The sequence below is a fragment of the Psychrobacter sp. M4 genome (assembly GCF_055699795.1).
Map to the genome: position 1 here is coordinate 2,258,143 of NZ_CM146740.1, position 20,259 is coordinate 2,278,401.

16 protein-coding genes are annotated in these 20,259 nt (G+C 43.5%); 6 read left to right on the top strand and 10 right to left on the bottom strand.

The window, feature by feature from the left end; all coding sequences use genetic code 11:
• The 4 genes from dld to ACR63N_RS09320 all read right to left on the bottom strand — a co-directional run bounded on the left by dld (position 1) and on the right by ACR63N_RS09320 (position 5,838).
• Complete coding sequence (dld, locus tag ACR63N_RS09305) at positions 1-1,788, bottom strand: D-lactate dehydrogenase (RefSeq protein ID WP_367109590.1); 1,788 nt, start codon at positions 1,786-1,788, stop codon at positions 1-3.
• Between the two features lie 65 nt (positions 1,789-1,853).
• On the bottom strand, positions 1,854-3,611 hold the full coding sequence (locus ACR63N_RS09310; RefSeq protein WP_472781903.1) for a 5-guanidino-2-oxopentanoate decarboxylase: 1,758 nt from the start codon (positions 3,609-3,611) through the stop codon (positions 1,854-1,856).
• A gap of 171 nt (positions 3,612-3,782) precedes the next feature.
• Positions 3,783-4,751, bottom strand: coding sequence for an agmatinase (gene speB / locus ACR63N_RS09315; RefSeq protein ID WP_367104094.1), 969 nt, complete (start codon positions 4,749-4,751; stop codon positions 3,783-3,785).
• Positions 4,752-4,962: 211 nt separating this feature from the next.
• Entirely contained in the window at positions 4,963-5,838 is an 876-nt protein-coding gene (locus ACR63N_RS09320; RefSeq protein ID WP_367104093.1) for a LysR family transcriptional regulator, read from the bottom strand.
• A gap of 375 nt (positions 5,839-6,213) precedes the next feature.
• Here ACR63N_RS09320 and ACR63N_RS09325 point away from each other — a divergent pair, with 375 nt between their 5' ends.
• Genes ACR63N_RS09325 through ACR63N_RS09335 form a run of 3 tightly spaced genes read left to right on the top strand, consistent with a single transcriptional unit; the run spans position 6,214 to position 9,081 of the window.
• Positions 6,214-7,548, top strand: a complete 1,335-nt coding sequence (locus ACR63N_RS09325) for a purine-cytosine permease family protein (protein ID WP_367104092.1) — start codon at positions 6,214-6,216, stop codon at positions 7,546-7,548.
• Between the two features lie 13 nt (positions 7,549-7,561).
• Positions 7,562-8,344 carry a carbon-nitrogen hydrolase family protein gene (locus ACR63N_RS09330; protein WP_472781904.1) on the top strand — a complete coding sequence of 261 codons (783 nt, stop codon included), beginning with the start codon at positions 7,562-7,564 and terminating at the stop codon, positions 8,342-8,344.
• On the top strand, positions 8,341-9,081 hold the full coding sequence (locus tag ACR63N_RS09335; RefSeq protein ID WP_472781905.1) for an MBL fold metallo-hydrolase: 741 nt from the start codon (positions 8,341-8,343) through the stop codon (positions 9,079-9,081). Before ACR63N_RS09330 ends, ACR63N_RS09335 begins: the two co-directional genes overlap by 4 nt.
• 103 nt (positions 9,082-9,184) lie before the next feature.
• On the opposite strand, the gene ACR63N_RS09340 is transcribed toward ACR63N_RS09335, so the two are convergent.
• Together ACR63N_RS09340 and ACR63N_RS09345 are read right to left on the bottom strand one after the other, a co-directional pair.
• Positions 9,185-9,523 (bottom strand): RidA family protein, encoded by a 339-nt coding sequence (locus ACR63N_RS09340; protein ID WP_367104089.1) that lies wholly within the window; start codon positions 9,521-9,523, stop codon positions 9,185-9,187.
• A 53-nt stretch (positions 9,524-9,576) separates the two neighbouring features.
• A complete protein-coding gene (locus tag ACR63N_RS09345; protein WP_367104088.1) occupies positions 9,577-10,842 on the bottom strand; it encodes an NAD(P)/FAD-dependent oxidoreductase in 1,266 nt (421 codons plus the stop codon).
• A 270-nt stretch (positions 10,843-11,112) separates the two neighbouring features.
• On the opposite strand from ACR63N_RS09345, the gene ACR63N_RS09350 reads away from it, so the two are divergent.
• Positions 11,113-11,445 (top strand): DMT family transporter, encoded by a 333-nt coding sequence (locus tag ACR63N_RS09350; RefSeq protein WP_472782732.1) that lies wholly within the window; start codon positions 11,113-11,115, stop codon positions 11,443-11,445.
• A gap of 10 nt (positions 11,446-11,455) precedes the next feature.
• Here the strand turns inward: ACR63N_RS09350 and ACR63N_RS09355 are convergent, their stop codons facing one another.
• From ACR63N_RS09355 to surE, 3 genes are all read right to left on the bottom strand, one after another.
• Positions 11,456-13,657 carry an ATP-dependent helicase gene (locus ACR63N_RS09355; protein ID WP_367104086.1) on the bottom strand — a complete coding sequence of 734 codons (2,202 nt, stop codon included), beginning with the start codon at positions 13,655-13,657 and terminating at the stop codon, positions 11,456-11,458.
• 60 nt (positions 13,658-13,717) lie between these two features.
• Complete coding sequence (locus ACR63N_RS09360; RefSeq protein ID WP_367104085.1) at positions 13,718-14,527, bottom strand: peptidoglycan DD-metalloendopeptidase family protein; 810 nt, start codon at positions 14,525-14,527, stop codon at positions 13,718-13,720.
• Positions 14,528-14,762: 235 nt separating this feature from the next.
• Positions 14,763-15,590 (bottom strand): 5'/3'-nucleotidase SurE, encoded by an 828-nt coding sequence (gene surE / locus ACR63N_RS09365; RefSeq protein WP_367104084.1) that lies wholly within the window; start codon positions 15,588-15,590, stop codon positions 14,763-14,765.
• Between the two features lie 559 nt (positions 15,591-16,149).
• Between surE and ACR63N_RS09370 the strand changes: the two genes are divergently transcribed.
• Complete coding sequence (locus tag ACR63N_RS09370) at positions 16,150-16,560, top strand: MCR_0457 family protein (protein ID WP_367104083.1); 411 nt, start codon at positions 16,150-16,152, stop codon at positions 16,558-16,560.
• A 512-nt stretch (positions 16,561-17,072) separates the two neighbouring features.
• Positions 17,073-18,242: a D-alanyl-D-alanine carboxypeptidase family protein gene (locus ACR63N_RS09375; protein WP_367104082.1), complete on the top strand. Its 1,170-nt coding sequence runs from the start codon at positions 17,073-17,075 to the stop codon at positions 18,240-18,242.
• A 58-nt stretch (positions 18,243-18,300) separates the two neighbouring features.
• On the opposite strand, the gene ACR63N_RS09380 is transcribed toward ACR63N_RS09375, so the two are convergent.
• Positions 18,301-20,259, bottom strand: coding sequence for a sensor histidine kinase (locus ACR63N_RS09380; RefSeq protein WP_472781906.1), 1,959 nt, complete (start codon positions 20,257-20,259; stop codon positions 18,301-18,303).

Below are 20,259 nucleotides of genomic sequence, written 5' to 3' on the forward strand. Positions count from 1 at the left end.
TTACTCCTCCAAGTTAGGCGACGACCGCCAATTTTTCCCTTTAACTGCCTGACCAATCCCAGGATTTAGCGAATTGGTCGGATCCAGTTCCTTATAAAACTCATGTAATTCAGGTTTAGCAGTATAGATATGACCGACATTATGTTCAGCTGGATATTCAATCCGGCGCTGGTCATAAAAGGCCAATAGTTCATCCTTGAATGTTTTTGTATCAATATCAGTGTTAATGCTGGCATGTAATAAATAGTCTTGATGCATCACATGACAGAAAAAATGTCCTAAATAAAAGGTTTTGCTGACCTTTTTTTGTAGATGAGCGGGTAGCTTCTCATCCCAATCAACAGCGTTTCTAGGCAGCGCGATATCAGTCGATAACAGCGCACCAAAATCCTTGCTATGCAGATTATGATAGCGAAACATCGCTGCAGTCGCGGCACTGCGAAACACTAACAGCGCCTGCGACTCTTCATCTGTACAAAGATGCAGTGTGCCTTGATGCTGTTGCAAATGCGAGCGCAAAAACTCATGAGCCGATTCAATATCATCATCGGCAACTTTTATAATAAGATGATATTGGTTTGTGATCGCCTGCTTGATTAAAGTTTTGGGCAACGACGTTGGCATAAAGTTTGAGGCCAGTTGCAATACCCGATCCGGCAAAGTTTTTGGCAAATGCCATTTATCCAGATGATAATTAATTTTCGCTTGCAGACGATACAGCGCCCCTATCTTGTCAGCTGACAATTTACGCATGCTCAAACAGGTATCGCGTCCATAGGTTAAAGTAATGTCATTGTATTCTTTATGCATATACTCTGCCAAGATTGGCAGATTCAGGGTACTTTTTAGCCACCCCTGTCGAAGTTTAGTCAAAGTATCGGCATTATTAGTGGAGATATAAAAGGTTTGCTCTTGCGCGGTCTTTGGATAAGTCGCCACTCGCACCGCAAAGACGATTAATTTACCCGCAGAACCTGAGGCTTCATAAAGCCCGCTTGGATCATTGTTAAAACGTGCAGGCGTGTCAGCGTCGCAGTCGCGCACCTTGGTTTGATACTGACGATTTGAGTTTTTTCTATCGTTATTGTTATTTACCTTAGAGCTATCTAAGGTTTTATTGAATTGCCCCTTTTGCAAATTATCTAGCATCTGTTCTGGCTCGTCGCCTAAATCAACACCTAGATTATTAATCAGCTCAAAATGACCCTCTGCATTGCGCCGCGCAAACAGCGCCATCTCAGTATAAGCAGGGCCACGCTGTACCAGCATACCACCTGAGCTATTGCAAATACCGCCAATGATTGACGCGCCAACACAGCTAGAGCCGAGCACCGAATGCGGCTCGCGCCCTAGCGGAGCAAGTTTATATTCTAACTCTTGCAAAGTTGCTGCCGGTAGCGCAACCACCTCCGCGCCCCCACTAAGCAGATAAATACCTGTCAGAGCCTGCATGGAGATCATCACCACTGGACGGTCATATTTACCATATGGCGTTGAGCCGCCAGTCAGTCCAGTATTGGCCGCTTGAGCAATAATAATGACGTCAGCTTTAGCGCAGATATTGATCACGCGCCAAAGTTCTACTAAAGACTGCGGAATGACCACGGCCACTACTGGCAAGATAGCTGTACCATTACCATCTTCATAGTTATTATCAATCATACCTTGCACATAAGCCTGCTGCTGACTGGGCTTGGTTAATACATGATCTGCAGCAACCACACCTTTAAAGTCAGTCAACAAAGCTGATAAGCTAAAAGCAGATAGATTGTTAGTTGGTGACACCATAGACGTTCTTTTTAAACAAACCTTCTTAACTGATCAGGCTTCAATATGTTTAGCTAAAGCTTTGTTTAACTAAAATAGCTAAACGCCGCGCCCAACTCTTTAAGAAACTCATCACTTTCATCAACCTCATAGATGATCGGCTGCTTGCCTTGAGTGTCTTCTTGTAAGGCGTCCACTAGTTGCTGTTTAGCGGTGATTCGTCGATACCCGGCTCCTAATCCTGCTGCTAGTGGCTCAAAGTTAGGGGTTTTGATACTGACGCCAATCAGCGGCAGTCCGCGATTCTCCATATAAGTGCGAATCTCGCCATAACCTTGGTTGTTCCATAATAGGACAATGAGTGGTAGCTCAAGCTCAGCGGCGCAGATAAGCTCGCTAATGGTAAACTGAATACCGCCGTCCCCAATCAGGCTAATCACCGGTTTATTCGATCCGAGCATAGCACCAATAGCAGCGGGCAACCCGTACCCTAAGGTGCCGTAGCCGGTTGCTGAATTAAACCATCGACGCGTGGCTAGTGCTTCAAAACCATGGTTGCCACTATAAACCGGCTGGGTGGAGTCACCGACGATGATGACGTCTTTAACTTCATCTCTGAGTAGTTTTAGTAGCGCGTTTTGTCCCGCGAAGTTAGCAGGCATCTCTTGGGTCATCACTTGCTTAACTTGTTCTACCTTATTGGTAGCTTGATGATCTAATCCTGATTTAGCGCTTTTTTCTAGGCGCTGGCATAGTCCGCTAATCGCACTTTGCGCATCAGACAATACGGCAATATCGGCGATAAAGGGACGCTGCAATTGCTCGGCATCGCAGTCAATGCGAATCAGTGTGCCGTTGATAGAGAAACCGCCATCGAGTACGGTGTCATAGTCGGTCTCGCCAAGCTCGGTACCGATGGCTAGTACGACGTCAGCCTCTCCAATCAGTGCTCGGCCCGCTGGTAGGGATTGATTACTGCCTAAGCTTAAAGGGTGTGCAGGCGGCAATAGTCCTTTGGCATTAATAGTTAAAAAGGTTGGTGCGTCTATCAGCTCGGCCAGTGTCTGCGCGTCGCTATCGACATCGACGCAGCCGCCGCCATACAGTAGGACTGGGTTTTTGGCGGTTTGTAGCTGCTCGACAATGCGGTCTAACTGTTCAGGATTAGGAGATGGTAATTTAACTGTTGATGCTGTGGACTGATTTAAACTGTTTTGGTTTGAGCTGGCTTGGTTTGAGCCGTCTTGGTTTTTTGTAGGCGGTTTGGCAACGTGGCTGGCATCCGCGGTGATGACATCGATGGGCAACTGGATATGCACGGGACCCGGACGACCGCCATTAAATAAAGCAAAAGCTTGGGCGATGGTTTTAGGTAGGGCTTCTGGTTGCCAGATGGTTTTGCTGGCGAGGGCGACTTTGCTGACCATGCCTTGTTGATCATGTAGTTCGTGCAGGTGACCTTCGCCGCTGCCCGTTTGCGCTATGTTGTTGACGCTTGAGATGATGAGCATCGGAATAGAGTCCGCCAACGCTTGTGCCATGGCGGTCATGATGTTGGTCATGCCGGGGCCAGTAATAATAAAGCACACCCCAACCTTGCCAGAGGCGCGGTAGTAGCCGTCTGCCATGAATCCAGCGCCTTGCTCATGACGCGGGGTAATATGGCGAATACCGGTACTGGGCAGGCCGCGGTACAGCTCGACGGTATGGACGCCCGGTATGCCAAAGACGGTATCAACGCCATAGTACTCTAACCATTGGACGAGCAGCTCGCCGCAGGTGATTGGGGTAGAAGTAGACCGAGGGGTTGCCGATTGCGTTGAAGTGGGTACTGATTGCGTCATAAGTCCATTATCCTGAAAATTTTTATCGATATTTAAGGCAGATTTGATCATTGAGCCATAGCATTAGCAGCAGATAAGTAGCACCGTTTTAAGGATAAACCAGCCTTTAAAAAGATTTTAAAGGCTGGTTTATCACATTATGGTCTCATATATTGTATTAGCGTTTTATTTTTAATAAACGGCTTTGACCTTCTCGTCATAGCGGACGCCGGGCAAGATACAAAGCATCTCAAACAATAGATTCGCTGCCAGTACCGAAGTATTACCAAACGGATCATACGGCGGCGACACCTCTACTAAGTCGCCACCAACCACGTCAAGACCACGCATACCGCGAATAATCTCAATACCTTGCGTTGATGTCAAACCACCAATTTCGGCCGTTCCAGTACCCGGAGCAAACGCCGGATCAATTCCGTCGATATCAAAGCTTAAATAGACAGGACCATCGCCCAGCTTTTCTCTAACTTCTGCCATGAGCGGCGTAAGCGACTTATACCAGCACTCCTCGGCTGGTACTACGCGAAAACCTTGCTGGGTTGACCAATCAAACTCTTCAGCACTATAACCAGTACCGCGCAGACCAATTTGTACTACTCGATTACCATCGATTAGATTTTCTTCAACCGCACGGCGAAACGGCGTACCATGAGCGATTTTTTCACCGAACATATCATCATTGATATCAGCATGAGCATCGATGTGTACCAGTCCTACCGGGCCGTGTTTTTTGGCAAGAGCACGCAAAATAGGCAATGCAATAGTATGATCACCGCCTAAAGTTAGTGGAATAGCGTCATGAGCAAGGATTTTATCGGTGTAAAATTGTTCGATAATATCAACACTTTTTAGCAGATTAAAAGTATTGATAGGCACATCACCGATATCAGCAACTTGTAACGACTCAAATGGCGCGGCACGAGTCGCTACATTGTACGGGCGAATCATTCTTGATTCATCGCGAATCTGCCTAGGTCCTAGCCTTGCACCACTACGGTTTGAAGCGCCAATATCCATAGGTACCCCTACAAAAGCGACGTCTAAACCTTGAGCATCAGCTTGCGTTGGCAGACGCATCATAGAGGCAAAACCGCCAAATCTTGGCATCTCATTGCCGCTTAGAGGTTGATTAAATGACATAATTATATCCTTAGTTATACTTATCGTTCATCTTGCTGAAATAACGAGTTATTGAAATAGAAGGTTACTTACTTTTACAATACCTAAATTTAGTTTATTAAACCATGCTAAAATTTAGAAGTAAACTTTTGAGTTTTCGTAGTAAAGTCCGTTTATTCTTGGTAGTTGGAAGTTTGTTTGAAACCATATCTCTTTTATTCAAAATATGTTTTTAAGGGAGCTGTTCGATCATCTGCTGCAAAAAACTCTCAGCTTGTTTATGCAGATTTTCTCGATAAGCCCAGTGATGCTGCACCTTATAACTGGCCTCTTCAAGTAGCAAAATCTTCATTAGTCCTTTATCTTCATAATATTTTGCTAAATCATTAGGTAAATAGCCGACATGATGCCCCGCAAGAATAAGCTGCGCGGTAGCCTCCATATGATAGGTCGTAGCACTTAGCGTTTTGGGACGGATATGATTGATATTGTGATCTACAACGTAGCCTCTTTTTACCCAAGCGTATTGTTGTTCTAGGTTAGCGTAGGTCAACTTATCGGCATGATAAAACAACTCATGCTGCTGGCCACAACAAACTACCTGCTTTTCTGTAAATGCAGGCTGAAAAGTCAATTGGGGCGGAAAGCTGACAAAATAACCGATGCCAATATCACTCTCGTTGCTAAGTAAATTCTCCAGCATATTTTCAGGACTTTGTACGTTAATAGAAAAATGTATTAGTGGATTTTTGCTATAACTGTCAGACAAGCATTGACGCAGCGCTTGATAAAAAAAGCTTGGCAACTGATCAGCCAAACACAATCGAATATGCCCTCCGCTAACCGAGTCTAACTGACGAATGTAGTGCAGTTGGTGCTCAAAACTCGCGGCGGCCTCTTGAAAGCTTAAACAGGCCTCGTATACAGCAGCGCCATCTTCAGTCAATCTAAAACCACCACGACCGCGGTGACATAACGTCATGCCCAACCGATCTTCTAAATGTGATAGGTGTCCACTAATAACAGAGGGCGTAACATTTAATCGAGACTGAGCAGCAGTCACACCTTGACACTCTACGATTGCCATAAAGCTACGCAAGGTTTTCATATCAATCTTTATTAATTCATCGAACACTATTATTTACTCTATAAACCTCTAACCACTGAGACGGTATTGGAGACTGACATTTATGTACTGACTATAAAGGATAAGTTATTTCTAATTTTAAGTAAATATCACACTTAACTACGAGATAACAGAAGTTTACTTCTAAATTTTACCATGGTTCGACAAATTATATTTAGGTATTGTGAATACAGGTAAGTTTTTTCTAGGATACCCTACTATTAACACAGTTGAAATTGCCACCTGCACAATTAACAACCTTGCTTTTTTAATACGATGTACTTATGGATGATTTTATCGTTATCAGTGCGCTGCATTCACTGGTATGAATACATAATTTGGTTAAGGAAAACCATAATGAGCAAATCCGCTTCTCCCTCCCCTTTTGGCCAAGATGGCCTCTCTCCAGATAGCGCTGGACACAGTTTAAATTCATTGGGTACCTTCGCATTATGGTTCGGTGCCAATATAGTCGTCACTACCATTTTGACTGGTATGCTATTGGTACCTGACTTACGATTTACTACTGCTATCACCACAGTTTTGATAGGTTCATTGATCGGTGCTATTCCTCTATTATTAGTAGGTCTGATGGGACAGCATACCGGTATGCCGTCAATGGCGCTGACCCGCCGCGCTTATGGTCCAGTTGGTAGTCAAATGATCTCCTTAGTTAACATGGGGGTGCTGATCGCTTGGAGCTGTATTCAAGCTCTACTTGCTGGCATGAGTCTCAACTACGCTATCGAAGCCACAACGGGCTATAGCAACTTGCCACTTATGACCATTATGTGTGAGAGTATCGTCGTATTGATCGTACTACGCGGGCATTTGGGTATCGAGAAGGTGGAGCGCTGGGCGGCACTGGCGATGGCAGGACTCACCGTTATCGTCCTCTACCAGCTTAATCAACACTACGAGGTATCGGCGCTCTTTGATATGCCAGTTGAAGCGCGTAATGGCATCACTTTGGGTATTGCTTTTGATATCGTTATCGCCACAGCATTCTCTTGGATATCGTCAGCTGCAGACTATAATCGCAACTGTAAAACCCCGCGCATTGCCATATGGGCGACCTATTTTGGTTATATCATGGCCGCTTTAGTCGCTATGGGTTTAGGCGCTACTATCTCCGGGCTTTCTATTTTAAACGGCATGGAGCAGACCTATGACCCAACGCGATTGCTCGCCGGTTTTGGCTTTGGAATACCTGCAGCCTTAGTCATTTTCTTTTCAGTAATGACTACCAATGTCATGGCGGTTTATAGTGCTACATTATCATGTATGAACGTCGCTCCCGGCATGAGCTTTTGGAAGCCTGCCTTGGCAATCGGTTTAGTGACCATCTTTGGTGCACTTATTCCGGGTATTTTGGATCAGTTTCAAAACTTTTTATTGTTAGTCGGCGCTTTGTTCATTCCAGCGTTTTCAGTGATGATCGTCGATTATTATCTCGTTGGCCGTGATGGTTATAGAGCGGAGCTTCTCCATGCTCGTCGGCAATTAGGAAGACCTACAGCAAAAGTGGCTATCGGTGCCTATCTGATTGGCGCAAGCCTTGCCGCCTACTGGGCCATTATTGCGCCGCCACCTTTTGGCGCTTCATTACCGGTCTTTGTTATTACTGGTGGGCTCTATTGGCTAGGCGTAAAGTTGTTTACTCGTCCAAACCCTTCTATCAGTCAAACTTAGGAGCATCCCTACGATGAAATTAATGCTTGCGCAAACCAATCCAGCATGGGGCGACGCTAAAGCTAACCTAAAAGCTTTAAAAAGCCTCTGCAAGCTTGCTACCAACGCTCAAGTAGACCTACTTGTCCTACCAGAGTTGGCACTGACGGGTTACAATATTTTTGATCGTCTTGATAGTTTGGCCGAATCAGAGGACGGTCCGATCTCTAACCAAGTCGCTAAATTTGCTAGCGAGTACAAATTACATATCTTATTTGGACTTGCCCAGCGTCAATCTGATGAGATACTCACTAACTCAGCGGTTTTATTCGACGATACTGGCAAGCGTCTCACCACCTATCACAAACGTCAGCTGTGGGATCGTGAAAATGATTACTTTACAGCGGGTAAAGAGGGCTGCGTAATCGACACCCATCTCGGACGCTTAGGGCTAATGATTTGCTATGATAATGAGTTCCCGGAGATAGCCCGCGAATTGGCTCAAGCAGGGGCGCAGATCATACTGTCCCCTACTGCCAATATGCTACCGAATGCCGATCGGCAAATACTACAAGTTCGTGCCCGCGCAATGGACAACCAATGTTTCGTTGCTTGTGTTAATCGCTCCGGCGTAGAAGGCGCGCTGCACTACTGCGGTCATAGCCTCGTAGCTGGTCCTGACGGTGAAGTTTTAGGTAGCCTTGGCAGGGACTCTGGGGTATTAATAGTAGATATAGACCTAAACCGAATCCAAGAGAGCCGCAGCCATCAAGACTATCTAACAGATCTACAAAAGCTGAATGGAGCTGACTTATGAATCATATCCTACCGCGTATTGAGCCGGAAAAATGGTATCGAACCCAAAGTATGAGCGACGATATCACCCTTATTGATGAGCCGTGGATTAAGCCATTTTTTCGCTGTAATCTTTGGCACGTACGGGGGAGTAAGCGCGATTTGTTAGTAGATTTTGGCTTGGGCGCCGTTCCTCTGCGCCGTCATGTGGCGCTGCTTACTGAGCGCGAAGTGGTCGGTGTCGCCAGCCACACCCATTTCGATCATATTGGTGCGGCAGGCGAGTTTGACTGCTGCCATGTGCACTCTGCAGAAGCTGATATTCTCGCGGCGCCAGATAATGCGCGAACCTTGGCGGATATGTTTGTTAATGACGAGATGTTCGATGCCCTACCACCAGCGCCTTATTCGCACTCCGGCTATAAAATCCCTGCACCTGCAAAGATTGCACAGCTTGAAGATGGTGATATCATTGATCTAGGTAATCGGCAATTTGAAGTCATTTATACCCCAGGACACTCACCAGGCGGCATTGCTCTTTGGGAAGCAGCTACGCAAACTTTAATCTCCGGCGACCTGATCTACGACGGTCCATTGATTGAAGATACTTGGCATAGTGATATCTTTGATTATGCAAGAAGCATGCGTCGCTTAAATGCTCTACCCACCCGTGTCGTTCATGGTGGTCATTTTCCGAGCTTTTCAGGTAAACGTCTTAGTATCATGATTGATAATTGGCTTCGAGAACATGATTTATAAAAGTTTAAACCTCAAAGCTCATACAACTTGATGAGCTTAAAACAAAAAAGGACACGATATCGGTATCATGTCCTTTTTTTATCCAAATTTTATATTCAAATAACTACTCAGCAGCAATAACGGTAATCTCAACCAATAGCTCAGGACGTGCCAGTGCTGACTCACCGCATGCGCGTGCTGGTGGCTGCACGCCTTCAAACCAGTTATCCCAAACTTCATTCATCGCGGCAAAGTCCGACATGCTCTTTAGCCAAACGGTCGCTGAGAGCAATTTGGATTTATCGCTACCAACCTCTTTAAGCAGTGCCTCAACCTTCTCTAAGCAAGTTAAGGTTTGCGCCTTGATATCATCATCCGCATTACCAACTTGACCTGATAAATAAATGGTCTGATTGTGAATGACGATCTCGCTCATACGTTGACTGCTATTGATCTTCTTCATAATGGTTTGTCCTTACTTTATTAAAATTGATGTTTGTGTAGAGTCAATGACTACTATTTAGAAAAACGCGTGGCATTAAAGGGCTTAACGTCCACCGTTAAAGGTTTGTCGTGGATAAGCTCTTCAACCAGACGTCCGGTGATCGGTCCTAAGGTAAAACCTTGATGACTATGCCCAAAAGCAAACCATAATTTATCGTGCTTATCAGCAGGTCCAATAACTGGTTTCATATCAGGCATACAAGGGCGTGACCCTGCCCAAGCCTCACTCTCTACCGCTTCTTCTAGGGGTAGGATCTTTCTAGCAAATTTAAGTACCGTTTTTAATTGTCCAAAATTCTTGGGCGCGTTCATAGTCGTCATCTCAGCGCCAGTAGTGATACGAATACCTTGCTGCATTGGCCCCATTACAAAGCCCTTATCCATATCAAACATGCTGTGATGAATAGTATTTTTGTCACTAATTTTGAAATGCTGATGATAACCGCGCATTGGGAATAATGGCAAATTATAACCAAGCGGTCTGATTAAATCATTAGACCAAGGCCCAGCTGCAATCACTAAATGATCGCTATAATAAGTGTCGTCTTCTGCGATCACTTGCCAGCCTTTATCTTCAGCGCTACTTTTTACATCAGGTAAAATCTGATGGACATTACTTTCAATAATCGTCCCTTGCTTCTCTTGAAAGCTTTTAGCATAAGCTTTCACTAAAGCGCTTGGGTTGGATACTTGCCAAGAGTTTAACCAATGAATCGCGCCCACGAAGCCATCAAAATTGGCATTAGGCTCCATGGCTTTTAATTCATCAAGGCTCAAAACCTTGTGCTCGACACCTTGCTCGCGTGCACTAATAGCCGCGTCAATAGCACTTTTAAAAGTTTCCTCAGAGCGATGCAATTGTAACCAACCATCACGAGTGATTAGCTCATCAGCACCTGCTTCTTCAATCATCACCTGATGCTCGCTAGTACAGTGCTCAATCAAGGTTTGCCACTCGGACTCTATTTTTTTGACCGAAGCTGGTGTTGAGTATTTCCAGTATTGGAGTAGCGCTTGATGATAGCGTAGCAAAGCGGGTATACGGTAGCGAATATCGGTGCCTTGATTAGGAAGCACCCTGACCATCTCAGTCAACTGACGCGGAAACGGATGGGTATGAATGGCCTCACGCTGGATAAGACCGGCGTTACCATAAGAGGTCTCAGACCCCGGTAGTTTTTTATCTAGCAATAGCACTTTTGAACCATTGTTTTGTAGATGCCAAGCCGCCGCAGTACCTACCATACCGGCACCAATTACAATCACGTCATAACGCATAGCCTGTCCTTTTTATTAGGAATATAAGATAATAGAGACTAGAATATCAGACGCCAATGATAACGCATTAGACTAAATATGAAACCACTATTTAACAGAATTTTTTGTTATAAATTACTTTTAGTTATAACTATCATGCAAATTATCCGTACTAAGCTCGCTTTAGCTTTTAATTGGTGCAATTTACACCCATATCGCTAGCACTCAAACCTACATTCGCCGTTATCTTGCGTACATTTATTATTTGGAAGTCACCTTATGAACCCTGTTTTGATTGGCTACAGTTTCTTAGCTCTAGCTATTATCTTTGAAGTGCTGGGTACCACTTTTTTGGTCAAGTCCGAGCAGTTCACACGCCTAGTGCCAACGCTAATGGTGGCGATACTTTATATCTGCTCGTTTTACTTTTTGACTCAAACTCTAAAGACTATTCCTTTAGGAATCGCTTATGCTATTTGGGGCGGCGTCGGTATTGTATTGACCGCTATCATCGGCTTGGTGTTATTTAAGCAAAGTATCGACATACCAGCGGCAGCAGGCATTGCGTTGATTATTGGCGGGGTGGTGGTGATTAATGTGTTCTCAACGTCGGTGGGGCATTGAGGGGTATAGATTACCACCAAACCGGATCATCACTCGCCAGCGTCTCAAGCAGCTTTCTTGAACGTTTAACCTCTACTTCATCAGCAGACAACTCGGCGATAAATCTTGACGGTTTATCAAAGTAGCCAGAATAACTGGCAAAGTAATCAGGCGCGGTCAAATACAGCTTATTTTTAGCTCGGCTACAGGCTACATAGAACAGCTTACGTTCTTCTTCTAACTCTTCAAAATCATCTAAGGAGCGATAGTGCGGCGTCATGCCATCAACGAGTGAGTTGACAAAAACTACCGGCCATTCCAGCCCTTTGGCGCTATGAATGGTTGAGATCGTCACTTTGTCTTTATCTTCATCGCTGTCATTGCCCTCGGTCGTATCCATCGCCGCGACTGAATCATTAGGCGGATCAAGGGCTAGATTTTCTAGAAAGTCATCGAGGCTGCGGTACTCTGTCGCTAAGTTTTTGAGTACCCGAAAGTCCTCACTGCGCTCGCGCCAATTCTCCTCAACCGTTTTTAACACAGGAATATAAAAATCAAGGATCAGCTCAATAATGGTCTCGACTGACTGAGCTTGTTGCGCTTTAGTTAAGGTGGTGTATAACGGCTCAAGTTGCGGACTTTTCTTGCTAAATTTCGGTAATAGCAAGGGTTCAAACGAGTTGTCGTCGCTATTGATTGCTTGCGTTAGACGCGTAGCAGTGACTGCCCCTACCCCTTTAAACAAGGTCAAAATGCGATGCCAAGCAATGGTATCATTGGGGTTATAAAGAATTTTTACGAACGCTAGCACGTCCTTGACATGGCGACGCTCAATGAATTTGATACCGCCCACGACGATAAAGGGAATACGGCGCTCCATAAATTCCAGCTGCACGTAGTTGGATTGAAAAGAGGTTCGGCAGAGCACCGCACAATCGCTATAATCAAAATCGGCTTTATGTTCGACGATTTTATCCGCAATATATTTGGCCTCGCGGGTTTCATCACTGGCACGGCTAAAGACGGGCTTATCACCCGTGATAGTAGCATTTGAATATAGCTGCTTTTGATAGCCTAGAGTAATGTTCGCCGACAAAGCATTGATGTAATTTAAAATAGCGGGCGTACTACGGTAGTTTTGCTCAAGCTTAATCAGCCTTGCCTCAGGATAAGTCTCACCAAACAGTAAAATATTCTCGTAATTAGCACCGCGAAAGGCGTAGATACTTTGATTATCATCACCGACAACCATAAGTGACACGGACGCAGGAGCACAGATTAGATCAATAAGCTGCTTTTGCGGAATATTGGTATCTTGGTATTCATCAACCATGATATAGCGATAATTCTCTTGCAGGAGCTGCCGAAACTTATCGTTAGACTTTAGATGGCGCACCACTTGGCTGATAATATCGTCAAAATCGTATAAGTGATTGGCGCGTTTATACTCATGAAAATCGATAGCCAATTGCTCAATGATAGGAATATGAATAGCGATATCAGGATAGTTATCCTCAACTAGATTACGAATGGGAATGCGACGATTCCTAGAGGTAGAGAAGAGATTTTGTAGGGTGCTTTTGCGCGGAAAAGCTTGTTTTTTGGTTTGCGCTGGATACTTTTTTTCTTTATAGATTAGATCAATGGCGTCCTCGCTATCACCCGTATCCAAGATAGTAAAGCGCGGATTGATACCGAGCAACTTAGAGTATTGACGCAAAAGCCGATTGCAAAAAGAGTGGAAAGTGCCGCTAGTGATATCATTTAGCGCTTTGCTAGTAGGCATTGTATGAGTTGACAAAACATCCTCAGATAATTCGTCATCAGACAAGCTATTGGTCAGTAAAGCCTTTGCGCGGCTTTTGATCTCATTGGCCGCTTTTCGAGTAAAAGTAAGTAGCAATATCTGTTTGGGAGCTATACCGTTTTCTAATAAATAGCTAGTACGATAAGTCAGCGTCTTAGTCTTGCCAGAACCTGCACCAGCAATAACCAAAGCTTTACCTTCAATGGTTGTGGCTGCCAATAACTGATTAGCATTAAGCTCACGAGCATAGTCGACCTTTAGACCCAACTCATTACGTAGTCGTTCCTCTAATATCTCATTATTTGCTTCAACCAGATTGGCTTCTAGCTTTTTGATCGCTTGCTCTAGACGTGCAAGCTTGGGTTTGATCTCAACGAAGTTTTGCGGATAACTATAGCTTTGAATATTAAAAATCGTTGAGATCATTAGCGCACCTTACTTTATGTACTTAGTTTATAAGCTTTTGTATTTATCAGAACCTCTAAACTAGCGCCCCAATACTGCGCGCGGATCAATAGGATTACCATTTAGACGCACCTGAAACTCAAGCGCCACTTGGTCTGTCTGTCCGCTGCTACCCATACTAGCAATACGCTGACCGCGCTGTACCTGATCACCTTCTCTTACTAAGAGCTGACTATTATGCGCGTAGGCAGTAATATAGTTGTCGCTGTGACGGATCATAATTAGATTGCCATACTCTGGTAGACCATCACCTGAATAAAGCACCGTTCCACTTTGGCTTGCCAGCACTGGATCGCCCTGCTGGCCTGTGAACCACATTCCCATCGTTCCTGCTGAGGCATCAAAGTTACGGATAACTTGGTTACGCGTCGGATATTCATAGCCTGAGGTAGCATTGGCTGTCACGCTATAGGCAGGCGTTTGGTTGGTAGCTGGCGGTGGCGTATTAGGCGCTGTATACGGCTGCTGTTGTCTTGGCGGCGTGGTAGCCGTATTGTAGTTAGGATTACGCGCAGGCGCTACTTGAGTAACCTGATCTGCTTGCCATAGCTTGAGATATTGACCAGTATAAATAGTATATTGACTATCAAGACCGTTGAGTGCACCGATTTGACGATAGTTTAAACGATAACGTGCAGCAATTTGACTGACCGTATCACCGCGCTTGACCAGATGATAATTTGGAACTCCTTGGCTATTAGTAATAATAGTAGGAGCGGACTGCGAGGGCAATTGATAAGTAGGCTTGGTTGCACAGCCCGTCATTATCAGCGCTAAACTACTTACTAAGGCTGCCGTCTTAAGCTGCGATCCAAAAATAAGCTTTTTCATACAAGGTTTCCCATTTTTTTATATTACGCACGATTTTTATATCATTTACGATCATCGTGTCATTGGCTTTCTATTTATAGCTAGAGTCAGTTGTAGCTAGTTCTATTTATAGCTAGAGTCATACCAACACCATTATAACTACAATATAATCATATTTATAGAACAGCTGATCAAATGCTCATGACGACTTATCTGCTAAAATTTGTCCGCGTCAGTAAGTTGCACTATTAACGACTTATAGTTTTAAGGTTGAGAATCTTTCAAGCGTAGATACTGGAGTGTGATGTAATCTAACTGGGGATAAGCTGATATAACCTGCCGCTACTGCTTGATCATCCGTCAAAACAATATCGCTATTGTCGTCGTTTTCTATTAGCGTCATACTGGACTTAGAATCGTCTACATAAGGCGACTGACGTTTTTTTAGACTCAACCAATAAGCGGTACGTCCGCGCGGATCAACCATTTGATGTACAGGCCGTGCTAGTAAACTATGACCTAATTGGGTAATCTTGTGTCCTTTAATATCACAAGCTTTATCTACACCAGGGATGTTTACGTTTAATACATGATAAGGTAGATTCTTCATCTCAGTCAGCAATGCTGTCTTTGCTAGCAGCTGAGCGATCTGTTGCGCGGCTATCTTATAGTAACCCTCTTGCTCGTTACCTGTAAACGAATCGCTAACCAAGGAGGTCGCTATAGCAGGTATACCAAAGATCTGAGCGGTTAATGCAGCGCCAAAAGTACCTGAATATAAGACGTCTTGACCCAAATTTGCTCCTGAATTGATTCCAGTAATGACACAATCAAACTGGATATCAGAGTAGAGCTGATGCAGGGCAAGATAAATGCAATCTGCTGGTGAACCACTCACCGCTATAAAGCCTGAGGTCAGCTTTTGCGTATATAAGGGCTGAGTGATATGCAGTGAGCTGGCAGAACCACTTTGTTCACTGCTGGGTGCAACCACCACCACCTCTCCTAATTTGGATAACTCTTTATATAGTGCCAGCAACCCTGGAGCATACACTCCATCGTCATTACTAATTAAAAACTTCATATCAGCTCAACATAGTTATATTTGACCGTTTATCTACTTATATGCCTTTTCACTATAAAGTTGCTATAATAAATTTTCACAACAGTCATAATGAGTTTGGCTTTATACATACATAATTTTGCAGCTGATTATACCTGTTATATGTTAACAGCGCACCGCTATAAGCTTATCCTTTATTTATTACACTAAAGATAATATAAATAGAGTGTTTATAAAGCTTTTAGTAATAAATAACGACCATCTTACTCTACTCTAAGTTTATGTTTATACTTACAAATAAAACTATCCACTAAATGTCTAAGTTGCTTTTTTATTACTATATGCAATGAAATGTAAAAACAAACATTCATCCATTAAGACTAACGTAACTTATCTGCTGATGCTACGGCTATGTTGCTACAAATGGCTGTTAGGTCACAAGACATCTACACATAACCCGATATTTAATGTGACTTTTGTTTTTTTTCCTATTACCATAACACCATTAAATAATGTAAAGCGAGTGTGATACCGAATGAACAATCAATCGATATTATCTATAATTTCTATGTCAGTTTCTATGTCAACAAGAACTATTAAAAAAACAACTTCAAAAGCTGGTATTGTAGGGCTGGTAGCATCAATCGCGATGTTGTCTCAGGTGTCTAATGCTGCCGATAATGTCTCCACCATTCCGCTTGATATGTCAGGTGTAAATATCACTAAGCATGAAATTGCAGTTATGCAAGTGCTGTCTGAGATCTGTCCTCCTATGCTAAATAGTAGACAAAAGCAGCGTTTTTACAAATCATACAACAGACAACTGCACGAGCTTATGCCTACCTTAGAGGATCCTAAAGCAGCTATCCAATACTTGTCGACCCAGCAAGATTATCGTCAGATTTTACAAAGCATTCGTAGCTGGACCATGGGGTTTTCTAAAAAAGACAACAAGGCTCTTTGTGTAGACCTTGCTAATGCCAAGTACTAATCTTTGTTTTGTTATGGCGATTTTTGATTTATGGTCACAACAAACAAGCTTCATTCTAAGACAGTTATCAAAGCTAATATAAAGAACAAACTTGAGAGCAACCGCACTTGCTAGCCTTTACTCATATCTTTTGAGTAGAAGCTAGCAAGTTTTTTTGTAGCTCACTTTTGTATACCACAGGCGCTTATTAGCTAAAGGGTAACACCAACTGTCGATATCCATATCTTAAAAGCGCTTACCAAAATCAAAGTCGACTATGCCTAGCGGATTTAATCATTCTAGCTCTTGCTGTAGACGGGTTTTTAGATTATTCTTGCCAGCTTTATCAAACTCTTATTTTTTGGTATTTATTGTTTCCCCCTTGGGCAGCGTTTTGCTAAGATAAGGCGTTAATTTTATGTCTATTGTCCAAGCGCCTTGCTGACATCAGAAACTCTGTGTTTAGTTACAGTGTTGATAAGCAAATATTTGGTGATAGGCACACTTAGTTTCATGATGTGGTGTAACAATCTATGACAGTAAAGCGTGTGAAAAAACAACTCGTACAATTAGTAATCGGTGTTGGCGTCTCTTTAAGCGCTCTAACGGCAAGCTACGCAGCTATTCAGCCTCCAGAGATGGACAATACAGCCTATGTATTAATGGACTATAATACTGGGGAGATTTTAGCACAGAAAAATGCCAATCAACCTTTGCCTCCTGCATCATTGACCAAGATGATGACCAGCTATATCATCGAGCAGCGTTTGGCATCGGGCGATCTATCCGAGGACGAGCAGGTGCTAATGAGCGAAAATGCCTGGTGCCGCGGCAGTAGTAGTCAGTCTTGTATGTATGTACCGGTAAATAAGACAGCAAGCGTGATCGATATGCTACGCGGCATTATTATTCAATCTGGCAATGACTCCTCAAAGGCTATGGCTGAACATATCGCTGGCAGTGAGGCCTCGTTTGCCGTATTAATGAATGAGCAGGCCCAAAAGCTTGGCATGGAAAATACTCATTTTGTGAATTCAACTGGTATGCCAGATGAAGGGCATGAGGCGTCAGCTCTCGATTTGGCCAAGCTTGCACGCGCTATCATCAAAAATAGCGGTGAATACTACGATATTTATGCTGAAAAAGAGTTTACCTATAACGGTATCACGCAAGGTAATCGCAATGCCCTGCTAGCAACTGACCCCTCCGTTGATGGGCTTAAAACCGGGCATACTGATGCGGCAGGCTACTGTTTAGTTGCCTCAAGTGATCGTGATAATATGCGTCTAATCTCCGTCATTATGGGTACTGATAGCCAGCAAGCGCGCGCTGATCAATCACGGGAGCTACTCAATTGGGGCTTTGGAAACTTTACTACCGTGACTAAAGCGCCATCTGGTCAATTCGTAAGCAAACTGCCTGTGTGGTTTGGAGAAGCTGAAGAGGTAGAGCTTGCCACAAGTGATAATTTACAAGTTCTAACTACCAAAAATCAAAAAAACAAAATTACTACGGTCGTTGACATTCCTGATAGCCTAGAGGCACCCATCAAAAAAGGCCAACAAATCGGTAAAATGATGGCGGTTATTGATGGAAAAGCAGTGGCTTCAGTGCCTATCGTAGCGACCAATGATGTTGAGCAGTCAGGTTTTATGAGTCGGATGTGGCAGCATGCGGTACGCTGGGTACAAAACTTGTTTTAATCACATGTAATCCTTTTAAAGACACTTACAAAAAGACGCTTACTTTGCAGCGTCTTTTTTATATCAGCCATTTATCCAGTAGGCTCGCTAATACTTTAACCTCATTAACCATACTGTGGTAGTAGTCTATCCCCGCCGTCTTTAACTCATATTCAAAGCGATCTATATCTTTGGCTTTGTGCGCAGGATACCAATAGATGAGTAAAGCGCGGCTGGTTCTCTCTTGATCTCGAATACGTTTGGCTAAATAAATAACTTGCTCTGGTAGCACCTCATCGGCGAACATCACCATAACTACCTTTTCATTTTCCATATAGTGCAGCAGTGATTGCTCATTATTCAAGCTATCAACACTGGCACCAAGCCGCTGCAATCCTTCAACTATAGGACCTGCTTCATCATAATGATAATAAACGATATCGATGCCCTGTAACAGATTTTGCTGCGGCATATGATTCTTATAACGCAGAGGCATGGTAACAATAAACTGACTGCCAACCCCAAGCTCACTATTAACTTCAATAGTCGCACCTAGTAGCTGTGCCATTTGTTTGATAACTGATAATCCTATCCCTACCCCTTCATGCATACGCGTCTCTGACGAATCAATTTGAAAGAACGGCACAAAAATATCCTCTATATAACAAGCATCAATACCAATACCGGTATCAATAATCTTAACCTGCCAGCGAACACTTTCGTTAAAATGAGTCAGCTGCGAATCGATAATGACTTGCCCGCTATGAGTAAATTTAATCGCATTATCGATCAGGGTGTTCAGAATCTGTTGAATTTTATTGGCGTCCCCTTCTAGCATATATTCAACGTGGTGCACGCGGCTAATAAACTCTAATTGCTTTTGTTTGGCAGCAGGCTCAAACTCTTCTAGCAGATCAGCAATCATTTGTAGTGGATTAAACTCACTTAGACTGATGATCGTTTGGCCTTTTTCTATCCTATTGAGCTGGATTATTTGTTCTAAAGTACGTTCCAGATGCTGACTGCCTTTATATATGATCGCCAGCGTATCTCTTTGCTCCTCATTAAGATACGGATCATCCAATAATTGCAGACCGCCCGTAATAGCGTTAAGTGAGGTTTTTAGCTCATGAGTGATCATATTTTGAAAATTAGAGCGCTGGATATCTAAAGACAGATCTTTATTATGCAGCTGCTGCTCAAAATCTGCTAGTACCTGATAATCGTGCTGAGCGGCTTTTAAGCGCTCAAATAGAATAATAAAAGCTCTTTTGATACGTATAATTTCTTGAAAATCGAAGCGCTGCTGAATCGTTGGTAGCTGCTCTAGTTGCGGGTTATCGACAGCCACTTCACATACTTTTGCAAGCGCAATAATATCTTGGGTGGGCCAGTTGAGTTTACGGGCAATAAATCGCACAAAGAGGATTCCTAATACCATAGTTATTAGCCATGGTAAGGAATTAACGCGTATCCAGTGCCAGCGTAGGCTTGCGATATCTAGAGTTATATTAATATGGCCGACTAAAGTGTTACGTGCGGCAGGCTGGGATAATGGAGGCTGTGTTTCTTTATTATTTGCAGAAGAAGCTAAAGAAGAGTTATTTAAGAGCGGCTGACTTGAGCTGGCACGCTGAATACTATCGCCATCGAAGTAGCGACTGGTAACCGGATAATTGAAACTAATAGTATGAGTAAGTAAAGCGTTATACCAGTCGTTACTTATGCTACTAATCTCATTTTGGTACAAACTATTGACAGGGTTATCAGTAGAATAAAAGACAATACTTTGCAAACTAGGGTCGTTATCTAAGAGCAAGCTTACTTGTCTGGCAACAAGATTAGCACCGTCAGGATTTGAGGCACTACTAGCAAGCAGCTCACCGAGCTGCTGTACATGAAGACGTTTTTGTTGATAGTAATAAACAAAAGTATAAACGAAAGCCAATAAAGCTGCTATTAGTATGGCAAACGAAATGGCTTGTATAACGGAGTGACGGATAATCTTGGGGATGGTTCTAAGAGAATTTATACTCAT